This is a genomic window from Citrobacter sp. Cpo147 (assembly GCF_030332405.1).
GTDB classification, from domain to species: domain Bacteria; phylum Pseudomonadota; class Gammaproteobacteria; order Enterobacterales; family Enterobacteriaceae; genus Citrobacter; species Citrobacter portucalensis.
In genome coordinates this window covers 466,505-480,437 of record NZ_JAOWHX010000041.1, presented here as the reverse complement: position 1 = coordinate 480,437, position 13,933 = coordinate 466,505, and the positions used below count along the sequence as shown (strand labels likewise).

Below are 13,933 nucleotides of genomic sequence, written 5' to 3'. Positions count from 1 at the left end.
AGCAGCGATTCCTATGTTTAACTTTCGTCTTTTTTGTCGTCAACCAGCGGGCTGGCATCGTGTTCTGCTTCGATCTCTTCTTTCGCCAGCGGGGCCGGTTCTGCCTCTGGTGTCACGAAAGTCTCGGTCGAGATGGCCATTGGCTGGCCGATTTTAGTCACGGACAGATCCTGCAATTGCTCAACCAGGTTAACTTTGCCAGGTGCGAACAGGTTGATGACGGTGGAACCGAGCTTAAAGCGGCCCATTTCCTGACCTTTCAACAGCGCCACCGACCCTTCGCTTTCGCCTTCCGGCCAGGTCCAGCGCTTGATGACGCCTTCTCGTGGTGGGGTAATGGTGCCAGCCCATGTGGTTTCAATGCTGCCGACGATGGTCGCGCCGACCAGAATCTGCACCATCGGGCCAAATTCGGTATCAAACAGACAGATTACACGTTCGTTGCGGGCAAACAGGTTCGGTACGTTTTGCGCAGTCAGGATGTTTACAGAGAAGAGATCGCCCGGCACGTACATCATTTCACGCAGGATACCGTTACACGGCATGTGTACACGGTGGTAATCGCGTGGAGACAAGTAAGTGGTTACAAACGTACCGTTGCGGAATTTATCCGCCATCTGGTAGTTGCCAGCCAGCAGCGCTTCAAGGGTATAGCTGTGCCCTTTAGCCTGCAGCAGTTTGTCTTCTTCGATGTTACCTAACTGGTTGATCACGCCGTCAGCGGGCATGACCAGTACGTTTGGATCGGTGTTAATCGGGCGAGCATCGTCGCGCAGCGGGCGAACAAAGAAGTCGTTAAAGGTGCGATAGCTGGCGGTGTCCGGCTTTTGCGCCTCTTTCATATCGACCTTGTAATATTTCACGAACAGATCGATAACCAGTTTGGTCAGCCATCCCGCTCGTTTGCTCGCACCCCAACCCGCCAGGCGAGTGAGCCATAGTTTCGGCAGAATGTATTGTAGCGAAAGCTTAAATGAGTTTAACAAGGTAGCCTCCAGGCCATAATTTGTTCCCGATCCGGCATACGGGCCGGATCCTGAAAAAAGGGGGACGATTCTAGCGATGCTTAGCTTAGTTGTCAGTTGTCTGTATCAGAAAAGTTTTTACGCGTTTTTACCTGCGCCATGCTTTCCAGGATGCGGTGATAATTTTCAAACCGGGTTTCGGCTATGGCCCCTTTTTCTACAGCCTCACGGATAGCGCAGCCTGGATCGGTATCATGCTTGCAGTCGCGGTATTTGCAATGGCCCAGATAGTCATGAAATTCGACAAAGCCATGCGTGATTTGTTCCGGCTCCAGATGCCACAGTCCAAACTCACGCACGCCAGGGGAGTCAATAACGTCGCCGCCGTGCGGGAAATGATACAGGCGAGAGGCCGTGGTGGTGTGCTGTCCAAGGCCGGAGTTGTCAGAGACATCATTGGTCAGGATCTCTTCCTGCAGGCCGAGGAGATTATTGAGCAGGCTGGATTTACCTACGCCCGATTGACCGGCAAAAATGCTGATGCGATCGGTTAATGCTTCTTCAAGCGGTTTTAGGCCGTCTTTTGTGCGGCTTGATACCAACAACACCCGATAGCCAATGTTGCGATAGATATCCATCTGTTCGTTAACGAAGGCCATGCCTTCATCATCCAGCAGATCGATCTTATTCAGCACGATAATCGGTTCAACGTGTAGCGTTTCGCAGGCTACCAGATACCGGTCGATAATATTGAGTGACAGCTCGGGTAAGATGGCTGAGACAATAACGATCTGGTCGATGTTGGCGGCAATAGGCTTTACCCCGTCGTAAAAGTCGGGTCGTGTCAGTACCGAGGTACGATCGTGTACCGCTTCAACGATACCTTTGACATTCACGCCTTCAGCTGCCGCTTTACCCGGGCGCCAGACTACGCGATCGCCGGTCACCAGCGAGCGAATTGTACGGCGGATGTTGCAACGGTGAATTTCACCGTCAGCAGACTCTACGTCGGCATGCATGCCAAAACGGCTGATAACGATGCCTTCGGCGGTTTCGCCAAACAGGTTGTCGTCGTAGTCGGGCTTCTCCGTGGACGTTTTAAGACGACGCTGGTGATTGGCGTTCACACGGCGCTGTTGGCCTTTGGAGAGTTTATTCTTACTCAATCGGACTGGCTCCTGGTCGCCCATGATGGGCAAAACATTTATGATACACACAATTTTAGTTCAATGTAGTCACACTGAATGTGACGCTGAAGGGTGGAAAATAGCATGAGTGCCAATGAAAACAACCTGATTTGGATCGATCTGGAGATGACAGGTCTGGATCCCGAGCGCGATCGCATTATTGAGATCGCCACGCTGGTGACGGATGCCAACCTGAATATTCTGGCTGAAGGACCGACAATTGCGGTGCACCAGTCCGACGAACAGCTGGCATTAATGGATGACTGGAACGTACGTACGCATACCGGTAGCGGGCTGGTGGAGCGCGTGAAGGCGAGCACCATGGGCGATCGTGAAGCAGAACTGGCCACGCTGGCTTTTTTGAAAGAGTGGGTTCCGCAAGGGAAATCACCTATCTGTGGCAACAGCATCGGTCAGGATCGTCGTTTCCTGTTTAAATACATGCCGGAGCTGGAGGCGTATTTCCATTATCGCTATCTGGACGTCAGCACGCTCAAAGAACTGGCGCGTCGTTGGAAGCCGGAAATCCTTGCGGGCTTCACCAAGCAGGGAACACATCAGGCGATGGACGACATTCGTGAATCTGTTGCAGAGCTTGCTTACTATCGCGAACATTTTATTAATCTTTGATTTTGTTCTCCGGTGGCTTGCGTCACCGGGTTTTTGACGCTAAATTGTTCAGCTTGATTGTAAATTAATCACTTGAACGAATTTTCGAAAAAAACGCTTTCAGGGGGGTTGCAGCTAAACGGATTTCTCGTATAATGCGCCTCCCGTAACGACGCAGAAATGCGAATTACGACAGCAACAAAAGCAGTACAGATTTGCGGGAATAGCTCAGTTGGTAGAGCACGACCTTGCCAAGGTCGGGGTCGCGAGTTCGAGTCTCGTTTCCCGCTCCAAAATTTGAAAGTGCTTGTTAAGCACAGACACACCCAAGCGGGAATAGCTCAGTTGGTAGAGCACGACCTTGCCAAGGTCGGGGTCGCGAGTTCGAGTCTCGTTTCCCGCTCCAAATTCTTACCCCAATAAAAATATCCACAACGAATAATCACGTTGGGGACGTTTTGTTTCGTCATTGACATACTCTTGTAAACAGACTTATCCACAGGTTCGGGTATTATTCCTGGAATGCAAAAAACTTCGCCGGGTGAATAGTATCATTTTAACTATTTGAAATTACTGGTTTAATTATCATTTCAAATTGTTAATGCGATCACTTGACGATTTTTTCCCTCTTGAATATCAATGTGTTTTTATTTTTATACACAAGCTGTGGATGACTTAAGCGTCGCGCGGCAGACCCTTTTCAATGACCCTGACCAAACGTTGTTTCTGCGGTAGCTGCACCTCAACTACGCAGGCATTTCGCTTCTCGATTTGTTGAGCAACCGCCCACTCTATGTGTTCGTCGAGAAGTGGGTGCTCACCTCTGCGACTTTCCAGTGCGCGAAGAATGGCTTCATTCCAGGGAGCATTACCCAACGCAACGGTGATATTTCGCAACCAGCGCAGGTGGCCAATACGACGAATGGCAGACCCCTCCGTGACTTTTAAAAACCACGCTTCGCTCCAGCTAAACAGCTCTATTAACTCCGGAGCATGAAGCTGCTTGCGCGGGTTGAAGTCATCCTCTGTCGTCAACTGTGAATAGCGGTTCCACGGGCAAATAAGCTGGCAATCATCGCAGCCGTAAATTCGATTCCCCATCAAGGGACGAAATTCTTCCGGGATCGCGCCTTCCAGTTCGATAGTGAGATAAGAGATACAGCGGCGCGCATCCACCGTGTAGGGTTCAACGATGGCCCCGGTGGGACAGATGGTCATGCAGGCGACGCATTTCCCGCATCCTTCTTCTGCTGGTTGGTCGACCGGTAAGGGTAAATCGATCAGTAATTCCCCGAGGAAGAAAAATGAACCGGCTTCGCGATTGAGGATAAGTGAGTGCTTACCTGTCCAGCCAAGCCCGGCTTTTTCCGCTAACGGACGCTCAAGAATGGGCGCAGAATCGACAAAAGGTCTAAAATTCAGCGAAACGCAGTGCTGTTGAATCATCTCCCCCAGCTTTTTTAAGCGGTTACGTAGCAGCTTATGGTAGTCGCGGCCAAGCGCGTAACGGCTGACGTAACCCAGCGAAGGGTTCTTCAACGTGCTGGCGAAGGCCGCATTGGCAGGAAGATAGTTCATACGTACGCTGATGACACGTAGCGTACCGGGCAATAATTCGTGAGGGCGGGCGCGCATCATGCCGTGACGGGCCATCCAGTCCATCTCGCCGTGGTATTGTTTATCCAGCCAGGCCTGCAGTTTGGGCTCCGCTTCGCTGAGGTCGGTATCGGCAATACCGACCTGCTGAAAGCCAAGCTCCAGCCCCCACTGCTTAATATTTTGCGCTAACTGATTGAGATCGAGGGGCTCTGACATGACGGACCATACAATGAAGAAAAACCCCGCAAGTATACCACACTCCATCTGGCACGCCGATGACATCAGGCGGATGGAGCGAGAGGCGGCAGACAGTTCTGGGCTGACGCTTTACGAACTGATGCAACGGGCGGGAGAGGCGGCGTTTCAGATCACTCGTGAGGCTTATCCGAACGCCCGGCACTGGCTGGTGCTATGTGGTCATGGCAACAACGGCGGCGATGGTTACGTAGTAGCAAGACTTGCCAAAGCGTTGGGTCTTGAAGTCACGTTGCTGGCACAGGAGAGTGACAAACCGCTCCCCGAGGTGGCGCAGCATGCGCGTGATGGCTGGCTTAACGCGGGTGGCGTCATTCACGCGGTTGATATCAATTGGCCAGATAACGTGGACGTGATAATCGACGCGCTGACAGGCACTGGCTTAAAACACGCACCGCGTGAATCTCTGTCAGTATTGATTGAACGTGCCAATTCTCACCCAGCCCCCACCGTGGCGATAGATATTCCCTCCGGCCTGCTGGCGCAGACGGGAGCGACGCCGGGCGCGGTCATCAACGCAGCGCATACCATTACCTTTATTGCACTCAAGCCGGGCCTGCTCACCGGTAAAGCGCGCGATGTCACCGGGCGTCTGCATGTTAACGCACTTGGGCTGGACGACTGGCTGGCGGGGCAGAATGCGCCAATTCAACGTTTTGATGCTCAACAGCTTGCGCACTGGCTAACGCCGCGTCGACCCACCTCGCACAAGGGCTCCCACGGTCGGCTGGTGATTATCGGCGGTGACCACGGAACGGCAGGCGCAATACGCATGGCCGGGGAAGCCGCGCTGCGTGCAGGCGCCGGGCTGGTCAAAGTGCTGACGCGCAGTGAAAACATTGCGCCTATTTTGACAGCCAGACCGGAACTGATGGTCGATACGCTGACGCCGCAGACGCTGGAAGAGAGCCTGGCGTGGGCGGATGTAGTGGTGATAGGCCCCGGGCTTGGTCAGCAGGAGTGGGGCAAAAAAGCGCTGCAAAAAGTGGAGAATTTTCGCAAACCGATGCTTTGGGATGCGGATGCGCTGAACCTGCTGGCAATCAACCCCGATAAACGTCACAATCGCGTGATCACGCCGCATCCAGGTGAAGCCGCGCGACTGCTGGGTTGTTCCATTGCAGAAATTGAAGACGATCGCTTACTTTGTGCACAACGTCTGGTAAAACGGTACGGAGGCGTTGTGGTGCTGAAAGGCGCGGGTACGGTTGTTGCTGCTGAACAGGCGGAGTTGGGTATTATTGATACCGGCAATGCCGGGATGGCCAGCGGCGGAATGGGGGATGTACTTTCCGGTATTATTGGCGCATTGCTCGGACAGAAGCTTACCCCGTATGATGCAGCATGTGCGGGATGTGTTGCGCACGGAGCGGCGGCGGATGTGCTGGCGGCGCGTTTTGGTACGCGCGGCATGCTGGCGACAGATCTCTTTACCACGCTACAGCGTATTGTTAACCCTGATGTGATTGACGTTTATCATGATGAATCGAGTAATTCCACTACCTGATGAGCAGGCGACTTTAGACCTGGGACTGCGGGTAGCCAAAGCCTGTGACGGCGCGACGGTTATATATTTGTACGGCGACCTGGGGGCGGGTAAAACCACCTTCAGCCGGGGATTTCTGCAGGCATTAGGTCATAAAGGTAATGTAAAAAGCCCCACCTACACGCTGGTTGAACCCTATTCACTCGATAACATGATGGTATATCACTTCGATTTATACCGACTTGCGGACCCAGAGGAGCTGGAATTTATGGGGATCCGCGATTATTTTGCCAATGATGCCATCTGCCTGGTGGAATGGCCGCAACAAGGTAAAGGTGTACTGCCAGACCCGGACGTCGAAATACACATTGAATATCAGGCGCAAGGTCGAGAGGCGCGTGTAAGCGCAGTCTCCTCATCAGGTGATTTATTGCTGGCGCGTTTAGCCGATTAACCTTAAGGGTGGCGGGATGATTTATCGCATCAGAAACTGGCTGATGGCAACCCTGGTCCTGCTGTGCGCGCAGGCAGGGGCCGCCAGCCTCTCCGATCTTCAGGTATCTAATGGCGATCAACAGGCGCGGATTACGCTGAGCTTTATTGGCGATCCTGAATATGCCGTTTCGCAGGACGGGAAACGAACCGTCGCGCTGGATATTAAACAAACCGGAGTGATTCAGGGATTACCGCTGCTGTTTAGCGGCAATAATCTGGTGAAATCTATCCGTTCCGGCACGCCAAAAGATGCGCAGTCTCTGCGACTGGTGGTGGATTTAACAGAGAACGGTAAAGCCGAAGCAGTAAAACGCCAGAACGGCGGCAATTATACCGTCGTGTTTACCATCAACGCTGATGCGCCACCGCCGCCGCCTCCACCTCCCGTGGTTGCAAAGCGTGTTGAAGCGCCGATTGTTGCCCCACGTCCTGTCGAGCCAGCGCGCAATCCATTTAAAGCGGAAAACGATCGCACTACGGCTGTGACTAACAGCAATACCTCTACGCGCCCTGCGGCGCGCGCCAGTTCCAGCAACGGCGATAAAGTGGTGATTGCCATTGATGCCGGACACGGTGGACAGGATCCTGGTGCTATTGGTCCTGGCGGCACGCGTGAGAAAAACGTCACGATTGCCGTGGCGCGCAAGCTGCGCAGTTTGCTCAATGATGACCCGATGTTTAAAGGCGTTCTCACTCGTGATGGTGATTACTTTATCTCGGTGATGGGGCGTTCAGACGTCGCGCGTAAACAAAACGCCAATTTCCTGGTTTCTATTCACGCGGATGCCGCACCAAACCGTGATGCCACAGGTGCTTCCGTTTGGGTGCTGTCAAACCGTCGGGCGAACAGTGAGATGGCCGGCTGGCTGGAACAGCACGAGAAGCAATCGGAGCTGTTGGGCGGCGCGGGCGATGTGCTGGCAAACAGCCAGTCCGATCCTTATCTCAGCCAGGCTGTACTGGATCTGCAGTTCGGTCATTCGCAACGCGTCGGGTATGATGTGGCGACCAGCATGATCGGCCAGTTAGAACGTATTGGTTCGATGCATAAGCGTCGCCCGGAACACGCTAGCCTCGGCGTACTGCGTTCGCCTGATATCCCGTCAGTGCTGGTTGAAACCGGCTTTATCAGTAACAACAGCGAAGAACGTCTGCTGGCGAGCGATGATTACCAGCAGCAGCTGGCTGAGGCGATTTACAAAGGATTGCGTAACTATTTCCAGGCGCACCCGATGCAAACCGGGCCGCAGGGCGCACCGGCGCAAACCGCCAGCGCCATATCGCCGGGTAACACGTTAACAAATTAAGGATTAGCCATGCCGATTCAGGTTCTACCGCCACAGCTGGCGAACCAGATTGCCGCAGGCGAGGTGGTAGAGCGGCCTGCGTCAGTGGTGAAAGAGCTGGTGGAAAACAGCATTGATGCCGGTGCGACGCGCATTGATATCGATATTGAACGCGGCGGCGCGAAGCTTATCCGTATTCGTGACAACGGCTGTGGGATTAAAAAAGACGAGCTGGCGTTGGCGTTGGCGCGTCATGCCACCAGTAAAATAGCCTCGCTTGACGATCTTGAAGCCATCGTGAGCCTCGGATTTCGCGGCGAAGCGCTGGCCAGTATCAGCTCCGTGTCTCGCTTAACCCTGACGTCGCGTACGCAAGAACAACCCGAAGCCTGGCAGGCGTATGCCGAAGGGCGTGACATGGATGTCACAGTTAAACCCGCTGCGCATCCGGTGGGAACCACGCTGGAGGTGCTAGATCTGTTCTACAACACCCCGGCGCGGCGCAAATTTATGCGCACCGAGAAAACCGAATTTAATCATATCGACGAGATTATTCGCCGCATTGCGCTGGCACGTTTTGATGTGACGATAAATTTATCGCACAACGGCAAAGTGGTGCGACAGTACCGGGCAGTGGCCGCGGATGGGCAGAAAGAGCGCCGGCTGGGCGCGATTTGCGGCACGCCATTTCTGGAGCATGCGCTGGCGATCGAATGGCAGCATGGCGATTTAACATTGCGTGGCTGGGTGGCCGATCCTAACCACACAACGGCAGCACTGGCAGAAATCCAGTACTGCTATGTGAATGGTCGGATGATGCGTGACCGGCTGATCAACCATGCTATCCGCCAGGCTTGTGAAGATAAGCTGGGAGCCGATCAACAGCCCGCATTTGTGCTGTATCTGGAAATCGATCCGCATCAAGTGGATGTCAACGTACACCCAGCTAAACATGAGGTCCGTTTCCATCAATCCCGCCTGGTGCACGATTTTATTTACCAGGGCGTGTTGAGCGTCCTGCAACAGCAGCTTGAAACGCCGCTGCCGTTGGCTGATAACGACGAACCCGCCCCAAGGCACATCCCGGAAAACCGCGTAGCTGCTGGACGCAACCATTTTGCCGAGCCTGCTCCCGCGCGTGAACCTGCGACACCGCGGTACTCAGCATCCGCTGGTGCTGGAAGTGGCAGTAGCGGTGGCAGTAGTAGTGGCGGTGGCCGTCAGGCGGGAGCCAGTTGGCCTCATGCTCAACCCGGATACCAAAAGCAGCAGGGCGAAATCTATCAGCAACTGATGCAGACGCCGGCTCCAACGCGGAAAACGCCGGTCTCTGAAACGTCATCGACGCCTCTGACTGGCAGTAGTCAGGGCTTTGGCCGGGTGCTAACGATTGTTGATGCAGACTGCGCGTTACTCGAATGCGATGGTCATATTCAGTTGCTGGCATTACCGGTGGCTGAGCGTTGGCTGCGTCAGGCGCAGTTAACGCCGGGTCAGGGAACGGTTTGTGCTCAACCGTTACTGATCCCTTTACGTTTAAAAGTGACCGCCGATGAAAAAGCGGCACTGCAAAAAGGACAGAGCCAACTGGCTGAGTTGGGCATTGAATTTCAGCTGGATGTGCAGCATGTGACCATCCGAGCGGTGCCTTTACCCTTACGCCAACAAAATTTACAAATCTTGATTCCTGAACTGATAGGCTACCTGGCGCAGCAATCCGTATTCGAGCCGGGCAATATTGCACAGTGGATCGCACGTAACCTGATTAGCGAGCATCCACAGTGGAGCATGGCACAGGCGATTACGCTGTTAGCGGATGTTGAGCGGCTCTGCCCACAACTCGTGAAGGCACCGCCGGGTGGTCTGTTACAACCTGTTGATTTACATTCGGTAATGAATGCCCTGAAACATGAGTGATACCCGTAAGGCGAGCCTGCCAAAGGCGATTTTTTTGATGGGGCCAACGGCCTCCGGTAAAACGGCATTAGCAATTGAATTGCGTAAAGTTTTGCCTATAGAGTTGATAAGCGTTGATTCCGCCCTTATTTACAAGGGGATGGATATCGGTACAGCCAAGCCTGATGCAGCTGAATTACAGGCCGCGCCGCACCGATTGTTGGATATCCGCGATCCGTCGCAAGCGTACTCCGCTGCGGATTTTCGTCGCGATGCGTTAGTCGAGATGGCCGACATCACCGCCGCGGGGCGTATCCCGTTGCTGGTGGGCGGCACAATGTTATATTTCAAAGCCTTGCTTGAAGGACTGTCGCCGTTACCGTCGGCGGACCCGGAAGTCAGGGCCAGAATTGAGCAGCAGGCGGCAGAGCAGGGTTGGGACGCGTTACACCGACAGCTTCAGGACATCGATCCCGTGGCTGCGGCGCGTATTCATCCAAATGATCCGCAAAGACTTTCCCGGGCACTGGAAGTTTTTTTCATTTCGGGTAAAACTTTAACGGAGCTGACGCAAACGTCAGGAGATGCTTTGCCGTATCAGGTGCATCAGTTTGCAATCGCCCCGGCGAGCCGTGAACTGCTCCATCAGCGAATTGAGCAGCGTTTTCATCAGATGTTAGCTTCAGGTTTTGAAGCAGAAGTCCGGGCGCTTTTTGCCCGTGGAGATTTGCATACGGATTTGCCTTCCATTCGTTGTGTAGGGTATCGCCAGATGTGGTCATACATTGAAGGTGAAATTTCATACGATGAAATGGTTTATAGAGGTGTTTGCGCCACGAGGCAGTTGGCGAAGCGACAGGTAACCTGGTTGCGTGGTTGGGAAGGGGTGCACTGGCTTGACAGTGAAAAGCCTGACCAGGCGCGAAACGAAGTATTACAGGTTGTTGGTGCTATCGCGAACTGAATGTGTACAATTGAAACGTATCGTGCGCAATTTTTCAGAATCGAAAGGTTCAAAGTACAAATAAGCATATAAGGAAAAGAGAGAATGGCTAAGGGGCAATCTTTACAAGATCCGTTCCTGAACGCACTGCGTCGGGAACGTGTTCCAGTTTCTATTTATTTGGTGAATGGTATTAAGCTGCAAGGTCAAATCGAGTCTTTTGATCAGTTCGTGATCCTGTTGAAAAACACGGTCAGCCAGATGGTTTATAAGCACGCGATTTCTACTGTTGTCCCGTCTCGTCCGGTTTCTCATCACAGCAATAATGCCACCGGCGGCACAGGCAGCAACTACCATCACGGTAGTAACGCGCAAGGTTCATCTGCGCAACAGGACAGCGAAGAAACCGAATAAGGTTATTAGCTGTTTTACATACGGGGAGCCAGCGATCCTGCGTTCCCCGTTGATTTATATTAAGGGGTTGACGCTTGTTTGACCGTTATGATGCCGGTGAGCAGGCGGTACTGGTACACATCTATTTTTCGCAAGACAAAGATATGGAAGACCTCCAGGAGTTTGAATCTCTGGTTTCTTCCGCCGGTGTCGAAGCAATGCAGGTGATTACCGGGAGCCGTAAAGCACCGCACCCGAAGTATTTTGTTGGTGAAGGTAAGGCAATCGAAATTGCCGAAGCCGTAAAAGCGACTGGCGCTGCGGTGGTGATTTTTGATCATGCTCTAAGCCCTGCCCAGGAACGTAACCTGGAACAGTTGTGCCAGTGTCTTGTTATCGACAGGACTGGTCTCATTTTAGATATTTTTGCCCAGCGTGCGCGAACCCATGAGGGTAAGTTGCAGGTTGAGCTGGCGCAGTTGCGCCATATGGCTACGCGTCTGGTCCGTGGCTGGACTCACCTTGAACGGCAAAAGGGCGGGATTGGTTTGCGCGGCCCGGGTGAAACCCAGCTCGAAACCGACCGTCGTTTGCTGCGTAATCGCATTTTGCAGATACAGTCGCGCCTGGAAAAAGTTGAAAAGCAACGTGAGCAGGGGCGACAGTCGCGCAAGAAAGCGGATGTCCCAACCGTATCACTGGTGGGATATACCAACGCCGGAAAATCCACCCTGTTCAACCAGATCACCGAAGCCCAGGTCTACGCAGCGGATCAGCTGTTTGCGACCCTGGACCCGACGCTACGCAGAATAGACGTTGCGGACGTGGGTGAGACAGTGCTGGCGGATACCGTTGGGTTTATCCGTCATTTACCGCACGACCTGGTGGCGGCGTTTAAGGCCACCTTGCAGGAAACACGTCAGGCGACATTGCTGCTGCACGTTATTGATGCAGCAGACTTTCGTGTGCAGGAAAACATTGAGGCCGTCGATACGGTGCTCGAAGAGATCGATGCGCATGAGATCCCGACTCTGCTGGTGATGAATAAAATCGATATGTTGGATGACTTTGAGCCGCGTATCGACAGAGATGAAGAGAATAAACCCATTCGCGTTTGGGTATCAGCGCAAACGGGGATTGGTATACCACAACTTTTTCAGGCTTTGACTGAGCGACTTTCCGGTGAGGTGGCGCAGCATACGTTGCGTTTGCCGCCGCAGGAAGGGCGTTTGAGAAGCCGGTTTTATCAACTTCAGGCAATAGAAAAAGAGTGGATGGAGGAGGACGGCAGCGTAGGTCTGCAGGTTCGTATGCCGATCGTAGACTGGCGTCGCCTCTGTAAACAAGAACCGGCACTGGAAGACTATGTTGTCTGATCTGACGGATATGGCCTGAAGATTTTTTCGCCTCTATACCTTGTGGATTTTGTGCGGCAGGAAGGCGGCAAGTCCTGAAATCTCCAGGAGCATAGTCAACTATGTGACTGGCGTTGAGGGACGCAGCCAACGCAACGGCAGCGCAAAAGACGCAGGTATAGCATCGCATAACAAATATGGAGCACAAAAATGGCGTGGAATCAGCCCGGTAATAACGGACAAGACCGCGACCCCTGGGGAAGCAGCAAACCTGGCGGCAACCCTGAGGGAAATGGAAACAAAGGTGGTCGCGAGCAGGGACCTCCCGATCTGGACGATATCTTCCGCAAACTGAGTAAAAAGCTCGGTGGTCTGGGTGGCGGTAAAGGTACTGGCTCTGGCGGCGGTAGTTCATCGCAAGGCCCGCGTCCGCAACTGGGCGGTCGAGTCTTTACTATCGCAGCGGCCGCTATCGTCATTATCTGGGCGGCCAGCGGTTTCTATACCATTAAAGAAGCGGAACGCGGCGTGGTGACACGCTTCGGTAAATTCAGCCATTTGGTTGAACCGGGTCTGAACTGGAAACCGACCTTTGTCGACGAAGTGACACCGGTCAACGTTGAAGCCGTGCGTGAACTTGCCGCATCCGGCGTCATGCTGACTTCTGACGAAAACGTCGTGCGCGTCGAAATGAACGTACAGTACCGCGTGACCGATCCGCAGCGTTACCTGTTTAGCGTAACCAGCGCGGATGACAGTCTGCGTCAGGCTACTGACAGCGCCCTGCGTGGGGTTATCGGTAAATACACCATGGACCGTATCCTGACCGAAGGGCGTACCGTTATTCGTAGCGACACCCAACGTGAACTGGAAGAAACGATCCGTCCGTACAACATGGGTATCACCCTGCTGGACGTCAACTTCCAGGCTGCACGTCCGCCGGAAGAAGTAAAAGCCGCGTTTGACGATGCTATCGCAGCACGTGAAAACGAACAGCAGTACATCCGTGAAGCGGAAGCGTACACCAACGAAGTTCAGCCGCGTGCAAACGGTCAGGCGCAGCGTATTCTGGAAGAAGCACGTGCGTATAAGACTCAGACCATCCTGGAAGCACAGGGTGAAGTGGCTCGCTTCGCAAAAATTCTGCCGGAATATAAAGCCGCACCGCAAATTACCCGCGAGCGTCTGTATATCGAAACCATGGAAAAAGTGCTGAGCAATACCCGCAAAGTCCTGGTTAACGATAAAGGTAGCAATCTTATGGTTCTGCCGCTGGATCAAATGCTGAAAGGTGGTAGTGCGCCAGCAACAAAGACTGACAGCAGTTCAAACCTGCTGCGTCTTCCGCCAGCAACGACTTCCAGCACTGGAGCAAGCAACACTTCGTCCACCAGTCAGGGCGATATTATGGACCAACGCCGCGCGAATGCGCAGCGTAACGACTACCAGCGTCAGGGGGAATAA

12 protein-coding genes and 2 tRNA genes are annotated in these 13,933 nt (G+C 53.5%); 11 read left to right on the top strand and 3 right to left on the bottom strand.

Annotated features, from left to right (window positions below):
* Positions 1–17 precede the first annotated feature (17 nt).
* Together asd and rsgA are read right to left on the bottom strand one after the other, a co-directional pair.
* The gene (asd, locus tag OGY06_RS22995; protein WP_003830511.1) at positions 18–986 is read right to left on the bottom strand and encodes an archaetidylserine decarboxylase; all 969 of its coding nucleotides are present in this window, start codon (positions 984–986) and stop codon (positions 18–20) included.
* A gap of 92 nt (positions 987–1,078) precedes the next feature.
* Positions 1,079–2,131, bottom strand: a complete 1,053-nt coding sequence (gene rsgA / locus OGY06_RS22990) for a small ribosomal subunit biogenesis GTPase RsgA (protein WP_196776258.1) — start codon at positions 2,129–2,131, stop codon at positions 1,079–1,081.
* A gap of 105 nt (positions 2,132–2,236) precedes the next feature.
* Here rsgA and orn point away from each other — a divergent pair, with 105 nt between their 5' ends.
* From orn to OGY06_RS22975, 3 genes are all read left to right on the top strand, one after another.
* A complete protein-coding gene (gene orn / locus OGY06_RS22985) occupies positions 2,237–2,782 on the top strand; it encodes an oligoribonuclease (RefSeq protein ID WP_003830507.1) in 546 nt (181 codons plus the stop codon).
* 196 nt (positions 2,783–2,978) lie between these two features.
* A tRNA-Gly gene (locus OGY06_RS22980) sits at positions 2,979–3,054 on the top strand.
* Between the two features lie 37 nt (positions 3,055–3,091).
* Positions 3,092–3,167, top strand: a tRNA-Gly gene (locus OGY06_RS22975).
* A gap of 269 nt (positions 3,168–3,436) precedes the next feature.
* On the opposite strand, the gene queG is transcribed toward OGY06_RS22975, so the two are convergent.
* Positions 3,437–4,576, bottom strand: coding sequence for a tRNA epoxyqueuosine(34) reductase QueG (queG, locus tag OGY06_RS22970; RefSeq protein ID WP_286605980.1), 1,140 nt, complete (start codon positions 4,574–4,576; stop codon positions 3,437–3,439).
* Here queG and nnr point away from each other — a divergent pair.
* The 8 genes from nnr (at position 4,575) to hflK (ending at position 13,933) form a co-directional block, all read left to right on the top strand.
* The gene (nnr, locus tag OGY06_RS22965; RefSeq protein WP_206160198.1) at positions 4,575–6,122 is read left to right on the top strand and encodes a bifunctional ADP-dependent NAD(P)H-hydrate dehydratase/NAD(P)H-hydrate epimerase; all 1,548 of its coding nucleotides are present in this window, start codon (positions 4,575–4,577) and stop codon (positions 6,120–6,122) included. The two genes, queG and nnr, sit on opposite strands and share 2 nt — an antisense overlap.
* Positions 6,094–6,555 carry a tRNA (adenosine(37)-N6)-threonylcarbamoyltransferase complex ATPase subunit type 1 TsaE gene (tsaE, locus tag OGY06_RS22960; protein WP_003830502.1) on the top strand — a complete coding sequence of 154 codons (462 nt, stop codon included), beginning with the start codon at positions 6,094–6,096 and terminating at the stop codon, positions 6,553–6,555. Before nnr ends, tsaE begins: the two co-directional genes overlap by 29 nt.
* Positions 6,556–6,571: 16 nt before the next feature.
* Positions 6,572–7,903: an N-acetylmuramoyl-L-alanine amidase AmiB gene (amiB, locus tag OGY06_RS22955; protein ID WP_003830500.1), complete on the top strand. Its 1,332-nt coding sequence runs from the start codon at positions 6,572–6,574 to the stop codon at positions 7,901–7,903.
* Between the two features lie 9 nt (positions 7,904–7,912).
* Positions 7,913–9,799, top strand: coding sequence for a DNA mismatch repair endonuclease MutL (gene mutL / locus OGY06_RS22950; protein ID WP_286605979.1), 1,887 nt, complete (start codon positions 7,913–7,915; stop codon positions 9,797–9,799).
* The gene (gene miaA / locus OGY06_RS22945) at positions 9,792–10,742 is read left to right on the top strand and encodes a tRNA (adenosine(37)-N6)-dimethylallyltransferase MiaA (protein ID WP_003830497.1); all 951 of its coding nucleotides are present in this window, start codon (positions 9,792–9,794) and stop codon (positions 10,740–10,742) included. The genes mutL and miaA overlap by 8 nt, the downstream gene beginning before the upstream one ends.
* Before the next feature lie 84 nt (positions 10,743–10,826).
* Positions 10,827–11,135, top strand: coding sequence for an RNA chaperone Hfq (gene hfq / locus OGY06_RS22940; protein ID WP_003025584.1), 309 nt, complete (start codon positions 10,827–10,829; stop codon positions 11,133–11,135).
* Between the two features lie 74 nt (positions 11,136–11,209).
* Positions 11,210–12,490: a ribosome rescue GTPase HflX gene (gene hflX / locus OGY06_RS22935; RefSeq protein WP_003830495.1), complete on the top strand. Its 1,281-nt coding sequence runs from the start codon at positions 11,210–11,212 to the stop codon at positions 12,488–12,490.
* Positions 12,491–12,679: 189 nt separating this feature from the next.
* Entirely contained in the window at positions 12,680–13,933 is a 1,254-nt protein-coding gene (hflK, locus tag OGY06_RS22930; RefSeq protein ID WP_063941660.1) for an FtsH protease activity modulator HflK, read from the top strand.

Bases quoted from the DNA above. Each gene is read 5' to 3' on its own strand.
- orn (WP_003830507.1), top strand. From the start codon at position 2,237: ATGAGTGCCAATGAAAACAACCTGATTTGGATCGATCTGGAGATGACA.
- nnr (WP_206160198.1), top strand. From the start codon at position 4,575: ATGACGGACCATACAATGAAGAAAAACCCCGCAAGTATACCACACTCC.
- queG (WP_286605980.1), bottom strand. From the start codon at position 4,576: ATGTCAGAGCCCCTCGATCTCAATCAGTTAGCGCAAAATATTAAGCAG.
- tsaE (WP_003830502.1), top strand. From the start codon at position 6,094: ATGATGAATCGAGTAATTCCACTACCTGATGAGCAGGCGACTTTAGAC.
- amiB (WP_003830500.1), top strand. From the start codon at position 6,572: ATGATTTATCGCATCAGAAACTGGCTGATGGCAACCCTGGTCCTGCTG.
- mutL (WP_286605979.1), top strand. From the start codon at position 7,913: ATGCCGATTCAGGTTCTACCGCCACAGCTGGCGAACCAGATTGCCGCA.
- miaA (WP_003830497.1), top strand. From the start codon at position 9,792: ATGAGTGATACCCGTAAGGCGAGCCTGCCAAAGGCGATTTTTTTGATG.
- hfq (WP_003025584.1), top strand. From the start codon at position 10,827: ATGGCTAAGGGGCAATCTTTACAAGATCCGTTCCTGAACGCACTGCGT.
- hflK (WP_063941660.1), top strand. From the start codon at position 12,680: ATGGCGTGGAATCAGCCCGGTAATAACGGACAAGACCGCGACCCCTGG.